Source organism: Citrobacter sp. H12-3-2 (assembly GCF_009649895.1).
Lineage (GTDB): Bacteria > Pseudomonadota > Gammaproteobacteria > Enterobacterales > Enterobacteriaceae > Citrobacter > Citrobacter portucalensis.
In genome coordinates this window covers 753,916-772,599 of record NZ_CP045837.1, presented here as the reverse complement: position 1 = coordinate 772,599, position 18,684 = coordinate 753,916, and the positions used below count along the sequence as shown (strand labels likewise).

Sequence of the window (18,684 nt, the reverse complement as noted above, 5' to 3'; positions counted from 1 at the left end):
GAAAGTTCATGATTGCTATTTCAACATTTTACTTTATTTTTTATAGTGAGATTTCAACTGCAGCATCTAACTATTATCTGAATAGTCTCTGTGCCAGTGGTGAAGGGAGTCAGGTTGTCGACTGTTACAAAAACGATTTACTGACAAGCATTGTCGAATTAAAAACGGCAGAAAAAAATATCACTATGCGCATTAAAAAATGGAATGAGATGAACGATGAACGCTTGGATACATCCGTTGACATTGCATTGAAACGTCTAGAAATGTCTAACGAAACTTTTATCCGTTATCGTTTTGCACAATGCTCGTTTGCTCAGATATGGGGAGGGGGTGGCGGGATGGAGAGTTCTACAAGAATTTATTCCTGTGAAGCATATCTAAACAGGCAACGTGCAGAACAGTTAAATAATGCGAATATAGCCAATTTCAATACCGACACTGATTAATAAATGCGAATAATACATACAACTTTCATTTTCAGTATATTTCTTTTACATTGTATTACTGCTATAGCGGATGATTTTGATAAAGAACACATATACAAAAGTGATGAATTATATTACTTATCCATAGAAATACCTGAAGATATTCGAAAGCTAAATTTTCATGCTAGTGCATGCGAAATATATATATCATCACTTTACCTTGGCAATAGCTACTCTCTATCAGAGGGAGAATCCCATGATATGATTAATAAAGAATGTGCCTTTTTAATAAAAAACATTACTACGATAAAATTAAAATATAAGAAAGATGAAAAAATGACCAAACTGCTTTCTATGGCCGATGATACGGCCAAAATATATTATCACGGAAGGAAATGATGATGTTTACACATTCTAAATGATTTTAAAGTGATTACTACACCAAGAAATCCCGTTGGAATCTCTACTGGGCATCTGTGCATAAGGGCACAACGCTGGCTGCCAAGAAAGCTGATTGATAAACGGTAGAGTTGAGAGCGAGAGTTGATATTAACAAACGCCTAAATTAACGATATCAATTAATCGTTAGCATATGTATTAATTGACAGCGAAACACAACCTGGTCATAGAGGGGATCACACCTATGCGGATAAAATCAGATTCACATACGATCTCATTGTTGCAGATGAGATAAAATAACGCTTACAAGGAATAATCAATGAACATAAAAAAAATCTATTTCTTTTTTTATATGTGGTGCAGCCAATGCGCATAACATCGATCCTGCTAAATGTAATAATGAAATACAACAGGGTGACGTCTACTGGTGCCTTATGGACAAATACCAGCAAAGTGTTATCGCTTTAAAAAAAGAAGAAATTAATGCACAAAAAAGGCTGGAAAAATTCGATAATAATGAAGGAAAGAAAAGAGGCCTTAATGAAGATGGGACCCTTGCATACGATTCTAACATTCACCTTGCAAGAATAACCTTCCCCGAACTTCATCGTTATTTTATCATTTACAGGGAAAAACAATGCGGCTATTCATCACTTAGTATTGGAGCGCTTTCAGGTTATGGGGTTCCAATATCTTCATTATATTGCAAAACCGAGATGAATATTTCACAAATAAAATGGCTTAACGATTATATATAGAGATTATTATGCGCAAGGGATTCCTTATTATAATTAATTTCATTATGGTACTTTTTCACTGCAACTATTTATTTGCAGAAAATGTTAACCATATCGTTATTTATGATATGCCGCAAGACTTGCGGAATTTTTTTGAAACCGCTGATTCCTGTGAAGGATGGATAAGAGATTTTGATGTTCGTCAAGAAAAATTGACTTATCAGTTTGTAGAGGATTCGATTAAAAGAGACTGCTCAAACATTGAAAACAAATTACTCTCGATGAAAATAAAATACAAAAATAATAAAGATTATTCGGCAAGACTAACGGTCTATGATGATACCATCATAATATATGACGAATATAAAAAGACGTGGATAAAAAATGAAAGCCATGAGTAACTTTGTGACTATCATTAAATGATCTAATGGATGTAGTTATAATGGTGGTAGCGATTCTAAGTATGCAAAAAAATTGTCTTATATATATGTATTATTTACCTCTGCAACAGGAAATAAAAATCAATGATTAGTATTGTACGGATTTTTCTAATATTAGCCACATTGATAATTTGCATTTCCTCAATCCATAGAGCAAGTGCAAAAAATCTTTATTATCTCAGTAAGAACAATTGTGAATCAGGAGAAGAGGCGGAACTTGTCGACTGCCTGAGAAATGAAGTCATTGAAAGCACTATAACGCTGAGAAAGGCCGAAGAAAATATCAGATTACGTATAAACAAATGGTCTGAAGTCAAAAGTGCAGCACTGGATGATGCTATCCCGATTGCACTTTACAGACTGGATAAATCTAATCAAGAGTTTATTCGTTATCGTCTTGCTCAGTGCTCGTTTGCAGAATCATGGGGAAATGGTGTGGGGAGTTTTACTCGCATATATTCCTGTATGGCTGAACTAAACAGACAAAGAGCCGAACAATTGATGCATGCTGATATTCCTAATTATACAGAGGATATAAAATAACCATGACCCGTTTACTGTTATGCTTTTTACTTTTTGTGTGCAACTCATCATATTCACGCGAGGAGCCAGAATATTCAAAAACATATACCCCAGACGGGTATTATTATTTATCTTCTAAAATCCCCAAAGAAGTTCGTCAACTAAGTTTATACACCGATAATTGTATTGTTTACCTATCTTTTTCAATAACAAAAAACCCAGTTTTGGATGATACCGTAAAAAACATACATAAATACTGTTCAAACTTAGACTCATGGAAAAGTAGACTGAAGATAAAGTATACTAATAACCATGAGACTTTACCAATTCTGACTATGACAGATGATGCTATTTTTCTTTATCATGATTATGAAGGTAAAATTGTTAAATAGGGAATAAGGTTGTCAGAAATCGTCTGTCAATATTACTATAACAAGCCAACACAGAATCATCATTGAATACAAAGGCTGAAGTTTAATTATAGTTACTTACGACTAAAAATTAGCTCACAAAGGAGATTACAACAAACTATAATACTCACATATATTATCATTATTGCGAATGAGAAAAATAATTCTTAAGGATACTAATCAATGAACATAAAAAACATTCTATATATTTTATTTATATATAACACTGCCAGCGCACACGCTATAGAAACATCTGATTGCTCATACGACCAGTTAATACAACAAGATAGAATTTACTGGTGCCTTATGGACAAATACCAGCAAAGTGTTATCGCTTTAAAAAAAGAAGAAATCAATGCACAAAAAAGGCTGGAAATATTCGATAATAATGAAGGGAAGAAGAGGCCTTAATGAAGATGGGACCCTTGCATACGATTCTAACATTCACCTTGCAAGAATAACCTTCCCCGAATTTCATCGTTATTTTATCATTTACAGGGAAAAACAATGCGGCTATTCATCACTTAGTATTGTTAGCGCTTTCTGGTTATAGGGTTCCAATATCTTCATTATATTGCAAAACCGAGATGAATATTTCACAAATAAAATTGCTTAACGATTATATATAGAGATTATTATGCGCAAGAGATTCCTTATTATAATTAATTTCATTATGGTATTTTCTCACTGCAACTATTTGTTTGCAGAAAATGTTAACCATATCGTTATTTATGATATGCCGCAAGACTTGCGGGATTTTTTTTGAAACCGCTCATTCCTGTGAAGGATGGATAAGAGATTTTGATGTTCGTCAAGAAAAATTGACTTATCAGTTTGTAGAGGATTCGATTAAAAGAAACTGCTCAAACATTGAAAATAAATTACTCTCGATGAAAATAAAATACAAAAATAGTAAAGATTATTCCGCAAGACTAACGGTCTATGATGACACCATCATAATATATGACGAATATACAAATTCGCGGACAAAAAATAAAAGTAATGAGTAACTTTATGATTAGCACTTTAGCATTTACACAATAATTTAGAGAGAGAAGTAGTAACCAAACTCACATCATCTGGTTGTGTTTAAACCAGCAGGTTAATCCTGCAATTCGATAAGGGTTCGTTTTGTGGTGGTCTGTCCGATGGTCTTGGCAAACTAAAAAAATAGCATTCTTATTGAAAACAGTTCATTAGCCCAAAGAACTACACCGAGTCCGGCACCACTATTTAAAGAACCCGCCCAAAAGGCGGGTTCTTGCTTTCGAGTATTTCGAAAATTATTCCCATCAAATAACCCCGTGATGGCAACATCACCATCACAGGGGTTGCGCTGTTATTCCTTCACCACAATCAGCGGTTCGATATCGCTCTCTTTTTTAATCACCAGCGACTCGTCACCGCGCAGGCAGGTACCGCCGTAGTTACCACCTACGGTAAAGGTACAAACCTGGATATATTTACCGGCAACTTTTGGCAGACACCAAAGCTGCTGATAAATGTTCTTCTGCTCGGCAAACTTACCGCTGGTTTTATCCAGTAGCTCTTCCTGATGACTCACCAGATCGATGTTGCTGCCACAACGTCCTGCAATAGGTTTCACCGCATAACCGGTTTGCGCCAGCTCTTCATTAACAGTGAAATCCGTATCTAGCAGATAACGGTGGTGCGGGAACAGTTGCCAGAGGATCGGCAGAATCGCTTTGTTGCCAGGGATAACCGTCCACAGAGGTTCGAAGACCAGCACTTCCGGACGCAGCAGCACGTCGATTAAACGCACTTCCTGATTCGTATGCCCGGTACGAATTGGCACCGCGGCGTACTCCGTTTCGCTGACCTCGCGCACCTGCTCAATTGCGGTTTCCCACGCCCAGGTCTTCCAGACGCAGTTCACCAGACGGCCGTCACCGTCAATCAGCTGACCGGCATCATCCCAGCACAGTTCATCCAGACCTCGCAGAATTTTGCTGTCAAACCCGGCCTGACGCAGCGCCTGCTGCATAAACTGCGCGTGATAGTTTTCTTCGATATCCTTATCCTGCATGATGTGGACAAACGGACGTGCGCGGCTGTGCTTCCAGGCCCCTGCCAGTTCGTTGATCAACCCTTCAGCCGGGTTGTGTCCCTGCCCTATGTAACCACGCTCGGCCCATCTTTCGAGAATCAAACCGGCTTCGGTATGGCACGATGCGGAATCGGCGTTGTACTCATACACCTTCAGTCCACGTTCATCCATACAGAAATCCATACGCCCCGTAATCATATGATGCCGACGACGCTGCCAGGAAAGGCGCAGGCGCGGCCAGAGGATTTTCGGGATATCAAACAGCGCCAGCAGGTTGTCGTCTTTCAGCACCTTGTCAGTCGCGTGCAGATACATCAGGTGCAGCTCGTTAGTGGCTTTAATCAGCTCCTGCTCGGCACTCTCGGTAATGGTGAAGTACTGATGCGGGTCCTGATTAATCACATGGCCGTTCGCCAGCACGTAGGCTTTTTGCAGCGGATCCTGCTCATTCAGCCATTTACCGTCAAATTGCCCGTTATCTTCCAGTCGCGCGCCGCCAATTTTTAGCGAGTCATTGGCGATCTCCGGCTGCGGTAGGCTGAAACGGGTATCATCGGTCTGGATCATCCAACCAAGAATAGTCGTATCGTCAAAGGTATCACGCAGGGTGTAACAACCGTTCTCAACCACCATCTCCAGTTCGCGGGTCCACTGCTGTCCGGGAGGCAGCGGCGTATGGAGCACGTTCTGTTCGGCAATACGGATTTTGTTTTCCAGCAACTGGGTGACGACCGCCACATGCCCGGTATCTTTAAATTCACCGCCTTTTTGCCAGATAAGCAGAGCCCCTGCTACCGGCGCGCGGGGCGAACCATTCGGAAATGCCTGTAACGGTAGGATGTTGTCATTCACTACTTCGCGCAGGAAGCGTAAGGAGAAGATCTCCCAGGCCATACCCACATCGGTGAAGACCATGCCATAGTTAAGGAAGAGAAAGCGGCGTGCGAACTCTACGCACTGCCATTTGTGGCCCATGTATTCATCGTCGATATAGCTGCGAAATGCTGCATCATCGTCGTAGTCCCGTGGGTCGAGGGAGCTGTAATCTGAAGAGTAGATTGCTACGCCACCTGGGGCATAGCCCAATAATGTCCCGAATGGGGCATCCTGACTGGTCGTTCCTTTGCTCATGCACCTTACCTCAAAACAATACAGCCTGAGCAGGTTGGCGTGAATTTTTCGCTCTGATTGCCTGCTCTGCGACACTAACCGGACAGAGGTCGACATCATCATACACCTCAACGCAGCGGCTGGCGCTCAGAGGCGAAAAATTCACAGCAGGAACTACGCTTTAGTCAGGGTGACCGGTATGCTTTTATACGCCGGAGTCAAACTTTGTGTATCTACTGCATCCAGCGAAAGCAGGACATTCGCTTCAGGCAGATAAGCGCCAATTGAGCCAGCCGCCATGTTGTAAATCACCACCGTTAAGCCGTACATGATGCGATCCGCGCAGGGCTGACCGTTGTCGTCCAGCGCCTGAACGTTGACCACATCACCCTGGCTCAGACCGCGGCTCGTCGCTTCTTCGGCGCTTAAAAACACCACATCCCGACGGCCAGTAATGCCACGATAGCGATCGTTCATACCATAAATCGTGGTGTTGTACTGATCGTGGCTACGCAGCGTTGCCAGAACCAGTGCATCAGCAGGCTGATGTTCCCGCTCTACCGCCCGCTGATGGCTGACGATAAAGTTGGCTTTGCCATTCTCCGTTCGCCATTCACGGCGCGAAGCAGGTGTATCCATACGAAATCCACCCGGCTCGGCAATACGTGCGTTGTAATCGTGGAACGCCGGGATCACGGCTTCAATGGCGTCACGGATCAACGTGTAGTCCCCGGTAAATGCTTCCCAGTTGATCGGAGAATGCGGCAGCGTGGCACGCGCCATGCCCGCCACAATCGCGGGCTCCGATTTTAGCCAGCGGGAAGCCGGCTTCAGCGCGCCACAGGAAGCGTGAACCATCGACATAGAATCTTCGACGGTGACTGACTGGATCCCCGTCGCCTGCATGTCGCGCTCCGTTCGGCCTAATGCAGGTAGCAGGTAGTTATGCTTTGCCAGCAGCAGATGCGATCTGTTCAGTTTGGTCGCCACATGGACCTGCAGATCCAGGTTTTTCATCGCCGCAAAGGTACGCTGCGGCTGGGGCATCGCTACCGCCAGATTGCCGCCCATGCAGATGAGCGCTTTTGCATCTCCCCGCTCGATGGCCCGAATGCTCTCCACGCTGGAGCGTCCATGCTTGCGCGGAACGCGGATAGAAAAATGCTTCTCAAGTCGTTGCAGGAAGTCTTCGGACGCCGCTTCGTTGATCCCTACAGAACGATCGCCCTGCACATTAGAATGGCCGCGTAACGGGCAGATCCCCGCCCCCGGCTTACCCATATTGCCTTTCAGCAGCAACAGATTTACCAGCTGCTGGACGTTCTCGGTGCCGTTTTTATGCTGGGTGATGCCCAGACCATAACAAACAATCGTGGCGCTGGATTTACTGTAGCTGTGCGCCAGATCTTCCATCTGACTGCGCGTCAGACCCGAGTCCTGTTCCAGCTCCGCCCAGTTATGCTGACGTAAGTCGTCATACAGCGCTGCATATCCCGCGGTATGTTGGTCGATAAACGCATGATCGAGCGTCGGCTGCTGATCCAGTAGGATCCGCGCTTCGTCCATTTCGATCAGCGCCTTCATTATGCCTTTGAGCAACGAGGCGTCTCCGCCCATTTTTACCTGGTAGTAGTCGTTGCTCAGCTCCGTCGCCTGACCGGTGAACATCTCTTTCGCGCTTTGCGGGAAGCTAAAGCGCTCAAGCCCCCTTTCGTTCAGCGGGTTGATGGAGATAATTTTGGCTCCACGTTTGGCAACGTCGCGTAAGGTGGTCAGCATGCGTGGATGGTTAGTACCAGGGTTATGCCCGATACAAATCACCAGATCGCAGTGGTCAAAATCATCAAGTTCAACGGTCCCTTTCCCAAGGCCAATGGCTGGCGTTAGCCCTGCGCTGGTCGGTCCGTGGCACATGTTTGAGCAATCAGGAAAGTTGCTGCTACCATATTCGCGGGCAAACAGCTGATACAGGAACGCCGCCTCATTTGACGTTCTGCCGGAGGTATAAAACTCAACCTGTTGTGCTGAATCATAGCTGCGCAGACGCTCGCCGATCTCCCGAAAGGCGATATCCCAATCCACCGCCTGCCAGGTGTCTGACACTGCATCGTATTTCATTGGATGCGTCAAACGACCAATGTTTTCCAGTTCATAATCGCTGTAGTGCCAGAGTGTGGAAACCGGGTGACGACTGAAAAATTCCGGTGACGCTTTCTTACTGGTTGTCTCCCAGGAAACCGCCTTAACGCCATTTTCGCACAGCTCCATTGGCGCACGATGCCCGGGGTCCGGCCACGCACAGCCCGGACAATCGAACCCTTTCACCTGGTTCATTTTGAACATCGCGATAATGTCGCGCGCGACAGCCTTTTGCGAAAACACCGAAGCAGTGACGGCTTTTACCGCACCCCACCCACCCGCAGGGCCCTGATAACCGCTTACTCCTGGAACACCATTTTTCATTATTACAGCTTATTCACCGCCAATTTTTGATGGTGAATACGGTAGCAATTTCCGTCCAACATTGATTTCCTCTTCATGGAGTACGGGCCAGGTACAATGAACGGGTTAGATTTATCTTCCCCTTTCAGCACAAAGCGACATAAAGTCCCAATCTGTTAAATTGAGTTCTACCTAACTGCTACACTGCATCAACACAACCACTCAGAAGGCAGGTCAATATGTCAGACAATACCTATCAGCCCGCGAAAGTCTGGACGTGGGAAAAATCGAACGGCGGCGCATTCGCCAATATCAACCGCCCGATTTCCGGCGCCACCCACGAGAAGACGCTGCCGGTTGGCAAGCATCCGCTACAGCTCTATTCGTTGGGGACGCCAAACGGGCAGAAAGTGACGATTATGCTGGAGGAGTTACTGGCGCAGGGTGTGAAGGGCGCGGAATATGATGCCTGGATTATTCGCATTGGCGATGGCGATCAGTTTTCCAGCGGCTTTGTTGAGGTGAATCCGAACTCGAAGATCCCGGCACTGCGTGACCACTCGCAAAACCCACCGGTTCGCGTATTCGAATCTGGCGCAATCCTGCTCTATCTGGCGGAAAAATATGGTTATTTCCTGCCGCAAGATTTGGCAAAACGTACCGAAACGCTGAACTGGCTGTTCTGGCTACAAGGCGCGGCGCCGTTCCTCGGCGGTGGTTTTGGCCACTTCTATAACTATGCGCCGGTAAAAATTGAGTACGCTATTAACCGCTTCACCATGGAAGCCAAACGCTTGCTCGACGTGCTGGATAAACAGTTAGCACAGAATCAGTTTGTGGCAGGAGATGAATACACCATTGCCGATATGGCGGTCTGGCCATGGTTTGGCAATGTGGTGCTGGGTAACGTGTACGACGCGGCAGAGTTCCTCGATGCAGGAAGTTACAAGCACGTGCAGCGCTGGGCAAAAGAGGTTGCCGCGCGTCCGGCAGTTAAGCGAGGTCGTATTGTAAACCGCACTAACGGGCCGCTGAACGAGCAGCTTCATGAACGTCATGACGCCAGCGACTTCGACACCAATACCGAAGATAAGCGCCAGGGCTAACGCAAGATGCCGGATGGCGGCATAAATGCCTTATCCGGCCTACATAGAAGGCGTAGGCCTGATAAGCGCATCGCCATCAGGCACTAACCGATTGTCACGCGCTGGTGACGTCGTACTCCATGCGGCGAAGTGCGTCTAACGTGGCTTTAGCTTCATCTTCATCAATGATGCTCATGGCGAACCCTACGTGCACCAGCACCCATTGCCCGACCAGCTCAGCGGTATCACCTTCACAAATCAGGGCAATATTGACATCACGTTTGATGCCGCACACTTCAACCTGCGCAAGCTGGTGAATATCTTCACCAACGGCCAGAACCTGACCAGGGACTCCAATACACATATCTGACTCCGCCCCATAGCAACCTATGGGTTATTCGACTTCAATACTTTTCACTTTCAGTGAATCGCCTGCATCAACCCGCAGACGATCGCCCTGACATAGTGGACACTGCGCATCATGCTGGGTGATTTCCACAACCTGACTGCAATCCCAGCACCATGCCTGGGCTGGTTTGTAATCAATATGTAGCTCACACCCTTGCGCCAGCGTACCCTGACAGACGATGTCGAAACTGAAACGGACGGCGCTCTCTTCAACGCACGAGAGCGCTCCGATTTCCAGCCAAACGCCGGTTACACGTTTGACACCGTGCTGCTCTGCCTGCTGTTGAATAATCTCAACCGCGCTCTGACAAAGGGACAGCTCATGCATTTTCGCAGTTCCGACGACCCAGCAGCAGCGCACGGCGATTTAGCTGCGGCGCATTCGGATCGCTCACCGGCAGCGATAACAGCATGCGCGCGCAATCGTCAGTCAGACGCACACCTTCTTGCGCCGACATACTGTGCGAAAGCGGCGACATCAGTGAACAGGAAAGGTATTGCGATACGCCCTCCAGTTCACCAACGGTAAAGGTCATCTCGCCATACGGCAGACGCAACCCGATTTTTTCACTGACTTTACGCACCGGCCAGATCTGGTCCGGTCCGGGGAAAATCAGTGCGCTGAGCATCCAGGGTGTGATAACACACCCCGTCCACTGTCCTTCAAACAGCGTAAAATCAGAGACATATACCGGCATATTCGGATGCAAGAAAGAGAGATCGTGCATCGAACGCCGGGCAACCTCTTCAAACGCTGCCTGAATCTGCGTCTTCGGGGCCGTCTGAAAACCGACAAACTCCTCAGACATGAGCCGCCTCCCGAGGGATCGCTTCAACGCCTGATTCGCGAAGCGCGGCAAGAACCTGCTCCAGCGCAGGTTCAATCATCGCTTCAACCGTTGGCGTTAGCCCGATATGCGGTTCCAACGATTCCGGAATAACGCCGACTAAGGTCAGCTTTTTCGGAAACTCGCCGGTAAAACGCAGGGCCGACAATACGTCGGCCAGGCCAAGCTGGTGCGGTGAGATTTTGTTGGTAAACAGCGCTGGGATCTCTTCATCCCGCAGGACCATCATCGTTCCTGGCGTGTTTTTCTTCGACACAATGGCGTCAGCAATGATCAGATGCTCTCTGTTCGCCATATCGCCGAGAAGCTCCATCCCAGCCGTACCACCGTCCAGAACATCAACAAAGTCTGGCAGGATGTACCGTTGCTCTAATGCCTCAACGATACGTACCCCGATGGCTTCGTCGGTCAGCAAAATATTGCCGACCCCTAAGACTAATATCCGCATTACAGAACCTTAACTGAGACCACTTCGTTCCCGTCAACGTCCACCACATGCACCGCACATGACATACAAGGGTCGAAGGAGTGAATGGTACGAACCACTTCCAGCGGTTTGTTTGGATCGGCAATCGGCGTACCTACCAGCGAGCGCTCATACGGTCCCACTTCATCATTAAAGTTACGTGGGCCAGAGTTCCAGGTTGACGGTACAACCGCCTGGTAGTTGCTGATAATGCCGTCTTTAATCACCATCCAGTGAGACAGCATACCGCGTGGCGCTTCGAGGAAACCAACACCTTTGAATTCGCCTGTTGCCGGAATATCCGGTTTCACGAAGGTGGTGTGGTCGCCTTTACCGATGTTCACAATCAGCGCGTTGTACTGATCCTGCAGAACGTTCTGCAGTTCACAGCAGTGAACGGTACGGCCAATAATACGGCCCAGCGTAGAGTGCAACTGCGACACTTCGATAGTTTTACCGGTCAGCTTGGTGTAAATCGCGATGATTTCATTCAGCTTGGCATGGGTAGACTCGCGTTTGGCCGCCAGTTTACACAGCATGTTGGCCAGCGGACCCACTTCAACCGTTTTGCCGTAGAAGGTCGGCGCTTTAACCCAGGAGTATTTGCCGTCATCTGACCAACCGGTGTAATCAGGAACCGTTGTGCCTTCCCACGGAGCCTGCGGCGCTTCGTCTTTGTACCACGCGTGTTTCGCACTCTCCTGAATCCCTTTGATCAGGTACTCATCGGAGTGAGAGGTGATCGGACGATAGGTCGACAGATCAGCATCGGTGATGTAACCACCCGGGAACAGGAAGCTGCCGTTTTTACCGTCTGTCGGGAATTCCGGCGCACTCAGGTAGTTAACCGCACCCTGACCACGTTCCAGCCACTCAGGATAGAACGCAGCAATAACCGCGGTATCAACCTTGTACACCTGCTCAACGAAGTCGCTCAGCTTATCGATGAAGGACTTGATGTACATCAGGCGTTCAAGGTTCAGCACGCCTAGGCCGTCAAGGTTAATTGGGTTAGCAACCCCACCTACCGCCAGGTTCTGGATGTGCGGCGTTTTACCGCCCAACAGTGCCACAACGCGGTTGGCATCACGCTGGCATTCCAGCGCTTGCAGGTAGTGTGCGACCGCAATCAGGTTCACTTCCGGCGGCAGCTGCATTGCCGGGTGACCCCAGCAACCGTTAGCAAAAATGCCTAACTGACCGCTGGCAACAAGATCTTTGATCTTGTTCTGAACCTTGGTGAACTCTTCTGCGCTGTTCAGGTGCCAGGAGGACACGCCGTTCAGCATGGCAGACGCTTTCGCTGGGTCGGCTTTCAGTGCAGAAGTGATATCCACCCAGTCCAGCGCAGACAGCTGATAGAAGTGAACAATGTGGTCATGCGTGGTGTGCGCGGCCAGAATGATGTTACGGATATACTGTGCGTTCACCGGAACATCAATATTCAGCGCACTTTCTGCTGCACGAACGGAAGAGATAGCGTGAGTGGTCGTACAAACGCCACAGATACGCTGCACAATCATCCAGGCATCGCGCGGATCGCGGTTTTTCACGATCTCTTCCATGCCGCGCCACATGGTACCGGAAGCCCATGCTTTAGATACCACGCCATTTTCGATTTCGCAGTCGATGCGTAAATGACCCTCAATACGGGTTACCGGATCAATAGTAATTCTCTGGCTCATGCTTTGCTCGCCTCATGACGATTTTGATCGTTTTGTTTTAAAGGAGGAAGTATCGGCAGTAGACGAATGAGTACGATGTATGCACAAATCTCAATAGCCACAAAACCAATAGAAATCAACAGCTCTTCCCAGGTCGGGAAGTAGTGGTAGCCACCACCAGGATTGAACGCCACCAGCGAATAGGACAGACGCCATGTTGCACAACCCAGCAATGCGCTCAGCGCAGACAGATACAGCATGCGCGAGTCATTACGCAGCTTAGTGACACGCAGCACCACCAGCGGGAAGACCATCAGCACGACTTCAAGCCAGAACATCAGGGAGTAAAGATCGCCTGAGAACGCATAGGACAGCTTGTCGCGATAGATCAGTTCGCCAAAGCGCAGGACGACGAAAATCGCCAGCAGCACGCTGATGGTATTCGTCAGCTTGATGAACAAACTTTTCTCGTCCGGACCGTTACCTTTCAGACCGGCTTGTACCAACGAGCCTTCAAAGATGACGATCGAGAAGCCCATAATAAAGGCGGTTAATACCGAGAAAAGCGGCAGCATTTCATAAGCTTGCCATAGCGGATGCACCTTATAACCCGCAGAAATCATCAATGAACCCATTGAAGACTGGTGCATGGTTGGCAGCAGCGCGCCGAGGGCAATAATAAAGAACATCACTTTATTCAAACGTTTGAGGGAAACTTTCCACCCCAAGCGTTCAAACAGAGCCGGAGCAAATTCCAGCGCCATGATGCCGATATAGATGGTCATACAGACCGCCGTTTCGAACAGTACCGAGTTCACGTTGAAGTGGCCCGGAATGTAGAAATACGGCAGGTTCCAGTAACGACCGACGTCAATGGTGATCGACAGACCACCCAACGAGTAGCCAAACAGGCTCGCCAGCAGCGCCGGACGAACCAACGGATGGTATTGTCCTCTGTTGAAAACGTACACCGCCCACGCCAGCGCCCAACCGCCGCACGCGAAGCCAGTACCAATCAACAGGTCAAACGCGATCCATACACCCCATGGGAAACCGCCGTTCAGATCGGAGACTGAGCCCAGTCCGAAGACCAGACGTTTCACGATCAGGAGCATACACAGGACGATAAGCGGCCCAAAAATAATGACCGGTTTGCTGATTATTTTTCCGCCCAGCGGTTTAGGATCATGACTCATGATCGTCTCCTCCATCGTGATGGTCGTTTTTCGTGTTACGACGAACCAGCACGGTTAAGCCCGCCAGCGCAGCCAGGGGTAATATCATACCCTTGTAAAGGGAATGTTGAACATGTTCGGAACGCGCACCAGTTGAAAGATCATCCAGCTTCGGCAGATCCAAATCCTCGTAAGGAACACCCGTCAGTACCATAACCTGCGTACCACCACCTTCTTTCTCACCGTACAGGTGCGGGTAGTACTTCGGTACCGTATGCAGATAGGTATCGCCTGCTTTCACCGTCTGACGCGGATAGTGGTATTCGCTACCAGGCTTCAGCGCGAGACGTTTTTTCGCCTCAGCCATCAGCTCTTCACGCGTACCAAAAATCACCGCACCGGCTGGGCACACTTCAACACAACCCGGTAAACCACCTTTGTCCAGACGCTCAACGCCTTTCTGGTTACACAGTTCACATTTGTGAAGTGCACCAAACGGGTTGTTGTAGTCGTACTTAGGCACGTTGTACGGGCAGGCGACCATGCAATAACGACAGCCCGTGCAGACATCTTTGTCATAATGGACGATGCCGGTTTTCGGATCTTTTTTCAGCGCGGAGACCGGGCAAACGGAAACGCAGTTCGGATCAACACAGTGCATGCACTGTTTCTTGATGTATGCGTAGCCATTTTCTTCCTGGTCTTTGTTAACGCCTGTTCCGCTACGCCACACCTGAATGATGTTATTGGTATACGGCGACAGTTTGTCGTTGTTCGACCAGGTTTGCTCGCCTTCCGGGTTACGCGCCGGGAAGTTGATATCCTGACACTTGGTTACACAGGCCTGGCAGCCTACGCACAGCGTCGAGTCATAGAGCATCCCAAGAGAACCTGGGATCGGCGGACGGTTTTCTGCAGCCGCATGGCTGATGGACGGCGCTGCGCCCAACAGCAATGCCCCGCTGGAGGCTGCTTTGATAAAGTTACGTCTGTTCACGGTTATTCTCCCCGTGAGTCAGCGTTATCTTTCTTCTGCTGACGCCCCAGTTCACGAACCGCCATCACGCTGACACCGGCAACCAGTCCTACTACGCCACCCAGCAGTCCAATCGCTCCGGCAGAAACATTGCCGCCTTCTTTCATGTTGACGTCAGGTTTCTCGGAACGCGGCGTTTGGTTTTCCACGTGAGCAAGCTGGTGAATACCTTTATGGAAGCCGACGCCTTCTTCGTTACAGCCGTAGCAAGGGTGACCGATAGCCACCGGCCACACGCCGCCCACATCGCAGAATTGCAGCGTTGAGCAGTTGCCGTAGGTTTCTGGTCCTTTACAGCCCAGATGGTAGAGGCACCAACCTTCGCGGTGGCCTTCATCACCAAACTCTTTAGCAAAACGACCAGCATCGAAGTGCGGGCGACGTTCGCAGTGTTCGTGAATCAAACGGCCATAGGCGAATGTCGGACGGTTTTTGGTATCCAGCTTCGGCGGCTTACCATAAGTGATGATATGCGCGACCGTTGCGAGGAAGTTATGCGGGTTCGGCGGACAGCCGGGAATGTTGATGATGGTTTTGCCTGGCAGAACTTCTTGCAGGCCGACGGCACCCGTTGGGTTAACGCCAGCGGCAGCAACACCACCCCACGCGGCGCAAGAGCCGATGGCAATGATAGCGGCTGCGCCTTCTGCGGCCCGGCGGATGTGATCCACGATCGGCTCGCCGGCAACCATGCAGTAAATGCCATTATCTTTCAGTGGGATAGAACCATCTACTACCAGAACATATTGCCCTTTGTACTTCTCCAGAGCGTTATGTTTGTTCTCTTCGACCTGATGGCCGAAGGCGGCAGAGAGCACCTCATGGTATTCCAGAGAGATTGTCTCCAGAACGAGGTTTTCCACTGTAGGGTGTGTCGCGCGAAGCAGCGATTCAGTACAACCCGTACACTCCTGAGCACCAATCCAGATAACCGGTGGGCGCTGAGGACGAGAAACTGATTCGGCCATTTCTGCGGCGGCTTTGCTACTGAGCCCCATGGTAGCGGCCAGTGCTGCACAAAGCTTCATGAAATCACGGCGATTAATGCCGCTCGAATTGATGAGAGAGTTATCTCCAGTCATTTTATAGTTATTCCGTTGCGAAGACCTGGCTTTTATTTTGCACCATTCGCATGTTGCATATTGCGATCGGCGCGCCATTACCACACTTTTTATATGGTTATGTGCATTATAATACTTCGGCGGAGCAACAAAACGAAGGCGTAGGTCAATAGTGTAATTAATTAAAGCAAGATAATACCCCTTTCGGATCAAGCTTCGAGTCGATAGCCAGCCATGAAAAACCGAATTGTTGTACTGGACTGGTTCTCTTTAAAGAAATCCATCACCATCTCTTTATCCAGCCCATAACGGCGCGTCAGGATCCCCGCTTCCCACGCGCTGAGCTGTCTATCGCCCGTTTTTTCAAACATTCGATGTGAAAATCCCAGCACAAAACCACGCTTATAATCCGCACAAAAATTCGCCACCGAGCGTGCACTGTCCGCACTTGAGGCGTTTAATCCGGCCATCAGGCCTTTACCAAAATGGTTGTCCATGCATAACCTCCAATCGCTATATAATAAATTATATAGCGATTTTTTAAGCAAAGACCAGAGGTATCACGAACTTTTTATAACGGCTTAAAAGGACACCCATTCATCCGTTTTAGCGGCCGCAGACGTTTTGCTGTCTGCTGAAGAGGAAGTGGTTTGGCTGGCTGCGTATTGCACATCATTAGCGGAAAGGCGGAACTGTTGCACCGAGCGTTGCAGCTCCTCTGTTTGTCGTTCCAGCGCCACTGCCGCGGCGGAAACTTGTTCTACCAATGCAGCGTTCTGTTGCGTTACGCTGTCCATCTGCGTGATCGCCACGCTCACCTGCGAGATACCCTTATTCTGTTCTTCCGAGGCAGAGGCAATTTGCTTCATGATGACAGTCACTTCGGTGGCGCCGCGCAGAATCGCCTCCATGGTTAATCCTGTTTCTTTAACCAGACGAGCGCCCTGATCAACACGACGCGATGACTCGCCAATCAGTGTCTCAATCTCTTTCGCCGCCCCGGCGCTGCGACTGGCAAGGTTGCGTACTTCACCGGCGACGACGGCAAAACCGCGCCCCTGCTCGCCTGCCCTGGCTGCTTCAACCGCCGCGTTCAGCGCCAGAATGTTGGTCTGGAAAGCAATGCTATTAATAACTGACGTGATTTCCGCGATCTGTTTAGAGCTGGCGGCAATGCCGTCCATCGTCTCAACCACTTCCGAAACCAGCGTGCTCCCTTTGCCTGCCGTTTCTGTGGCCGTATCGGCAAGCAGGCTGGCTTCACGCGCATTTTCTGCGTTCAGTTTTACCGTTGCGGTCAGTTGCTCCATGCTGGCAGCGGTCTCTTCCAGTGCCGCAGCCTGCTCTTCAGTACGTGAGGAGAGATCGTTATTCCCGGTGGAAATTTCCGTCGCCCCTCGCCAGATGTTGTCACTACCTGAACGGATGGTACTGACGGCTTCACGCAGGCTATCCTGCATCGCGCACAATAACGGCACCAGTTGACCCACACAGTTACGACCAAAATCTTCGATGGGATGGCTAAGATCGCCCTGCGCAATCTGCTGGAACTGTTGGCGAATACGTCCCAGCGGTTTCACCATCATGGAAACAAGGTAGCGGTCGGTAAAGAAAAGGAGGGCAATCCCAAGGATCACGGCGGTGATAATTAGCGTCCGGATGATAGAGGTTTTGCCATCGACCATCACGCGGGTGGTATCGAGTCGCTCACCTGCCGTGGCGTTAAAACGCTCGGCACTGGCGCCAAATTCACGGCTCAACGCAGGTGTAATAGTGCTGGCATGCTCAGCAAAGGCCGTAAGCGTGCCCTGCTGCGCCAGCTGCATTTGCGGGATCACGCCGTTGTCCAGCAGCGCCTGCCACTTCGTCAGTACTGCGTTAGCGACGTCAGGGTCCATAGGGCCCGGAGATAATGTTTTCATCTCCTGGAGTTTTTTGCTCATATTCTCCAGGGACTGTTGCGCTGGCGCAAAATCAGGCGTTCCGCCACTCATTTTGACATCCATGGCGCGACTTAAGCGCGTTACGAAGCGAAAGTACTGATCGTTGCCCTGACTGAGAACCGTCATCTGATGGACAAGATGACGGTCAATATCATTGCCTTCAGATATTTTTGATAACGAATGAAGACTGAATAAACCCACGCCCGACCAGAGCAGGCAAAAAAGTCCCAGTATTGCCAACATGACAATACGAATAGTGAAGTTTTTCAGCAAACGCATAATAATTTCCTTGCCGTTGATGAGGAATTCGCCATCAGGCGATACTTATCCTTGTTATCGGCAGGCAGTAGAGAAGATATAATGCGTTCTTTATTTTTTTACTTTCTTAAGTACATCCACTCTCTCTCCACACTATATCAATATGAATGCTAATGAAATTAGGTAG

General features: G+C 48.8%; 19 protein-coding genes and 1 pseudogene. 8 read left to right on the top strand and 12 right to left on the bottom strand.

From position 1 onward, the window contains the following. Positions 1-8 precede the first annotated feature (8 nt). The 7 genes and pseudogenes from GHC22_RS03745 (at position 9) to GHC22_RS24870 (ending at position 3,943) form a co-directional block, all read left to right on the top strand. The gene (locus GHC22_RS03745) at positions 9-446 is read left to right on the top strand and encodes a lysozyme inhibitor LprI family protein (protein WP_071992572.1); all 438 of its coding nucleotides are present in this window, start codon (positions 9-11) and stop codon (positions 444-446) included. A gap of 3 nt (positions 447-449) precedes the next feature. Next, positions 450-824: a hypothetical protein gene (locus tag GHC22_RS03740; RefSeq protein ID WP_032944979.1), complete on the top strand. Its 375-nt coding sequence runs from the start codon at positions 450-452 to the stop codon at positions 822-824. Between the two features lie 434 nt (positions 825-1,258). Beyond that, positions 1,259-1,582: a hypothetical protein gene (locus tag GHC22_RS03735; RefSeq protein ID WP_228553228.1), complete on the top strand. Its 324-nt coding sequence runs from the start codon at positions 1,259-1,261 to the stop codon at positions 1,580-1,582. 8 nt (positions 1,583-1,590) lie between these two features. After that, positions 1,591-1,962 (top strand): hypothetical protein, encoded by a 372-nt coding sequence (locus GHC22_RS03730; protein ID WP_153752257.1) that lies wholly within the window; start codon positions 1,591-1,593, stop codon positions 1,960-1,962. Between the two features lie 123 nt (positions 1,963-2,085). Continuing rightward, positions 2,086-2,544: a lysozyme inhibitor LprI family protein gene (locus GHC22_RS03725; protein ID WP_032944984.1), complete on the top strand. Its 459-nt coding sequence runs from the start codon at positions 2,086-2,088 to the stop codon at positions 2,542-2,544. Between the two features lie 572 nt (positions 2,545-3,116). After that, positions 3,117-3,344, top strand: a complete 228-nt coding sequence (locus tag GHC22_RS24635) for a hypothetical protein (RefSeq protein WP_228553226.1) — start codon at positions 3,117-3,119, stop codon at positions 3,342-3,344. A gap of 226 nt (positions 3,345-3,570) precedes the next feature. Further along, positions 3,571-3,943: pseudogene (locus GHC22_RS24870) on the top strand (hypothetical protein). Between the two features lie 329 nt (positions 3,944-4,272). On the opposite strand, the gene gss reads toward GHC22_RS24870, so the two are convergent. Both gss and GHC22_RS03710 read right to left on the bottom strand, forming a co-directional pair. Beyond that, positions 4,273-6,132, bottom strand: coding sequence for a bifunctional glutathionylspermidine amidase/synthase (gss, locus tag GHC22_RS03715; protein WP_153752255.1), 1,860 nt, complete (start codon positions 6,130-6,132; stop codon positions 4,273-4,275). A 153-nt stretch (positions 6,133-6,285) separates the two neighbouring features. Beyond that, positions 6,286-8,574 carry an FdhF/YdeP family oxidoreductase gene (locus GHC22_RS03710; protein WP_153752253.1) on the bottom strand — a complete coding sequence of 763 codons (2,289 nt, stop codon included), beginning with the start codon at positions 8,572-8,574 and terminating at the stop codon, positions 6,286-6,288. Positions 8,575-8,792: 218 nt separating this feature from the next. Between GHC22_RS03710 and yghU the strand changes: the two genes are divergently transcribed. After that, positions 8,793-9,659, top strand: coding sequence for a glutathione-dependent disulfide-bond oxidoreductase (yghU, locus tag GHC22_RS03705; RefSeq protein ID WP_008785803.1), 867 nt, complete (start codon positions 8,793-8,795; stop codon positions 9,657-9,659). Between the two features lie 94 nt (positions 9,660-9,753). Here yghU and hybG read toward each other — a convergent pair whose 3' ends face one another. The 10 genes from hybG to GHC22_RS03655 all read right to left on the bottom strand — a co-directional run bounded on the left by hybG (position 9,754) and on the right by GHC22_RS03655 (position 18,518). Then, positions 9,754-10,002 (bottom strand): hydrogenase maturation factor HybG, encoded by a 249-nt coding sequence (hybG, locus tag GHC22_RS03700; RefSeq protein ID WP_003024459.1) that lies wholly within the window; start codon positions 10,000-10,002, stop codon positions 9,754-9,756. 30 nt (positions 10,003-10,032) lie between these two features. Continuing rightward, positions 10,033-10,374 carry a hydrogenase maturation nickel metallochaperone HypA gene (hypA, locus tag GHC22_RS03695; protein WP_153752251.1) on the bottom strand — a complete coding sequence of 114 codons (342 nt, stop codon included), beginning with the start codon at positions 10,372-10,374 and terminating at the stop codon, positions 10,033-10,035. After that, positions 10,367-10,855 carry a hydrogenase-2 assembly chaperone gene (gene hybE / locus GHC22_RS03690; protein ID WP_008785804.1) on the bottom strand — a complete coding sequence of 163 codons (489 nt, stop codon included), beginning with the start codon at positions 10,853-10,855 and terminating at the stop codon, positions 10,367-10,369. Before hybE ends, hypA begins: the two co-directional genes overlap by 8 nt. Continuing rightward, positions 10,848-11,342, bottom strand: coding sequence for a HyaD/HybD family hydrogenase maturation endopeptidase (locus GHC22_RS03685; protein WP_153752249.1), 495 nt, complete (start codon positions 11,340-11,342; stop codon positions 10,848-10,850). Before GHC22_RS03685 ends, hybE begins: the two co-directional genes overlap by 8 nt. Next, positions 11,342-13,045, bottom strand: a complete 1,704-nt coding sequence (gene hybC / locus GHC22_RS03680; RefSeq protein WP_003828353.1) for a hydrogenase 2 large subunit — start codon at positions 13,043-13,045, stop codon at positions 11,342-11,344. Before hybC ends, GHC22_RS03685 begins: the two co-directional genes overlap by 1 nt. Next, positions 13,042-14,220 carry a Ni/Fe-hydrogenase cytochrome b subunit gene (gene hybB, locus GHC22_RS03675; RefSeq protein WP_003828354.1) on the bottom strand — a complete coding sequence of 393 codons (1,179 nt, stop codon included), beginning with the start codon at positions 14,218-14,220 and terminating at the stop codon, positions 13,042-13,044. Before hybB ends, hybC begins: the two co-directional genes overlap by 4 nt. Next, the gene (gene hybA / locus GHC22_RS03670) at positions 14,210-15,196 is read right to left on the bottom strand and encodes a hydrogenase 2 operon protein HybA (RefSeq protein WP_003828357.1); all 987 of its coding nucleotides are present in this window, start codon (positions 15,194-15,196) and stop codon (positions 14,210-14,212) included. The genes hybB and hybA overlap by 11 nt, the downstream gene beginning before the upstream one ends. 2 nt (positions 15,197-15,198) lie before the next feature. Next, entirely contained in the window at positions 15,199-16,317 is a 1,119-nt protein-coding gene (hybO, locus tag GHC22_RS03665) for a hydrogenase 2 small subunit (protein ID WP_003024486.1), read from the bottom strand. Positions 16,318-16,505: 188 nt separating this feature from the next. Then, positions 16,506-16,793 (bottom strand): DUF2623 family protein, encoded by a 288-nt coding sequence (locus GHC22_RS03660; protein ID WP_003024490.1) that lies wholly within the window; start codon positions 16,791-16,793, stop codon positions 16,506-16,508. 84 nt (positions 16,794-16,877) lie between these two features. Then, positions 16,878-18,518, bottom strand: coding sequence for a methyl-accepting chemotaxis protein (locus tag GHC22_RS03655; RefSeq protein WP_057068274.1), 1,641 nt, complete (start codon positions 18,516-18,518; stop codon positions 16,878-16,880). Positions 18,519-18,684 lie beyond the last annotated feature (166 nt).

Coding starts and splice junctions, on each gene's coding strand:
- gss (WP_153752255.1), bottom strand. CDS start 6,132: ATGAGCAAAGGAACGACCAGTCAGGATGCCCCATTCGGGACATTATTG.
- GHC22_RS03725 (WP_032944984.1), top strand. CDS start 2,086: ATGATTAGTATTGTACGGATTTTTCTAATATTAGCCACATTGATAATT.
- GHC22_RS03735 (WP_228553228.1), top strand. CDS start 1,259: ATGGACAAATACCAGCAAAGTGTTATCGCTTTAAAAAAAGAAGAAATT.
- hypA (WP_153752251.1), bottom strand. CDS start 10,374: ATGCATGAGCTGTCCCTTTGTCAGAGCGCGGTTGAGATTATTCAACAG.
- hybC (WP_003828353.1), bottom strand. CDS start 13,045: ATGAGCCAGAGAATTACTATTGATCCGGTAACCCGTATTGAGGGTCAT.
- GHC22_RS24635 (WP_228553226.1), top strand. CDS start 3,117: ATGAACATAAAAAACATTCTATATATTTTATTTATATATAACACTGCC.
- GHC22_RS03730 (WP_153752257.1), top strand. CDS start 1,591: ATGCGCAAGGGATTCCTTATTATAATTAATTTCATTATGGTACTTTTT.
- GHC22_RS03660 (WP_003024490.1), bottom strand. CDS start 16,793: ATGGACAACCATTTTGGTAAAGGCCTGATGGCCGGATTAAACGCCTCA.
- hybO (WP_003024486.1), bottom strand. CDS start 16,317: ATGACTGGAGATAACTCTCTCATCAATTCGAGCGGCATTAATCGCCGT.
- GHC22_RS03740 (WP_032944979.1), top strand. CDS start 450: ATGCGAATAATACATACAACTTTCATTTTCAGTATATTTCTTTTACAT.
- GHC22_RS03710 (WP_153752253.1), bottom strand. CDS start 8,574: ATGAAAAATGGTGTTCCAGGAGTAAGCGGTTATCAGGGCCCTGCGGGT.
- GHC22_RS03745 (WP_071992572.1), top strand. CDS start 9: ATGATTGCTATTTCAACATTTTACTTTATTTTTTATAGTGAGATTTCA.
- GHC22_RS03655 (WP_057068274.1), bottom strand. CDS start 18,518: ATGCGTTTGCTGAAAAACTTCACTATTCGTATTGTCATGTTGGCAATA.
- hybG (WP_003024459.1), bottom strand. CDS start 10,002: ATGTGTATTGGAGTCCCTGGTCAGGTTCTGGCCGTTGGTGAAGATATT.
- GHC22_RS03685 (WP_153752249.1), bottom strand. CDS start 11,342: ATGCGGATATTAGTCTTAGGGGTCGGCAATATTTTGCTGACCGACGAA.
- yghU (WP_008785803.1), top strand. CDS start 8,793: ATGTCAGACAATACCTATCAGCCCGCGAAAGTCTGGACGTGGGAAAAA.
- hybE (WP_008785804.1), bottom strand. CDS start 10,855: ATGTCTGAGGAGTTTGTCGGTTTTCAGACGGCCCCGAAGACGCAGATT.
- hybB (WP_003828354.1), bottom strand. CDS start 14,220: ATGAGTCATGATCCTAAACCGCTGGGCGGAAAAATAATCAGCAAACCG.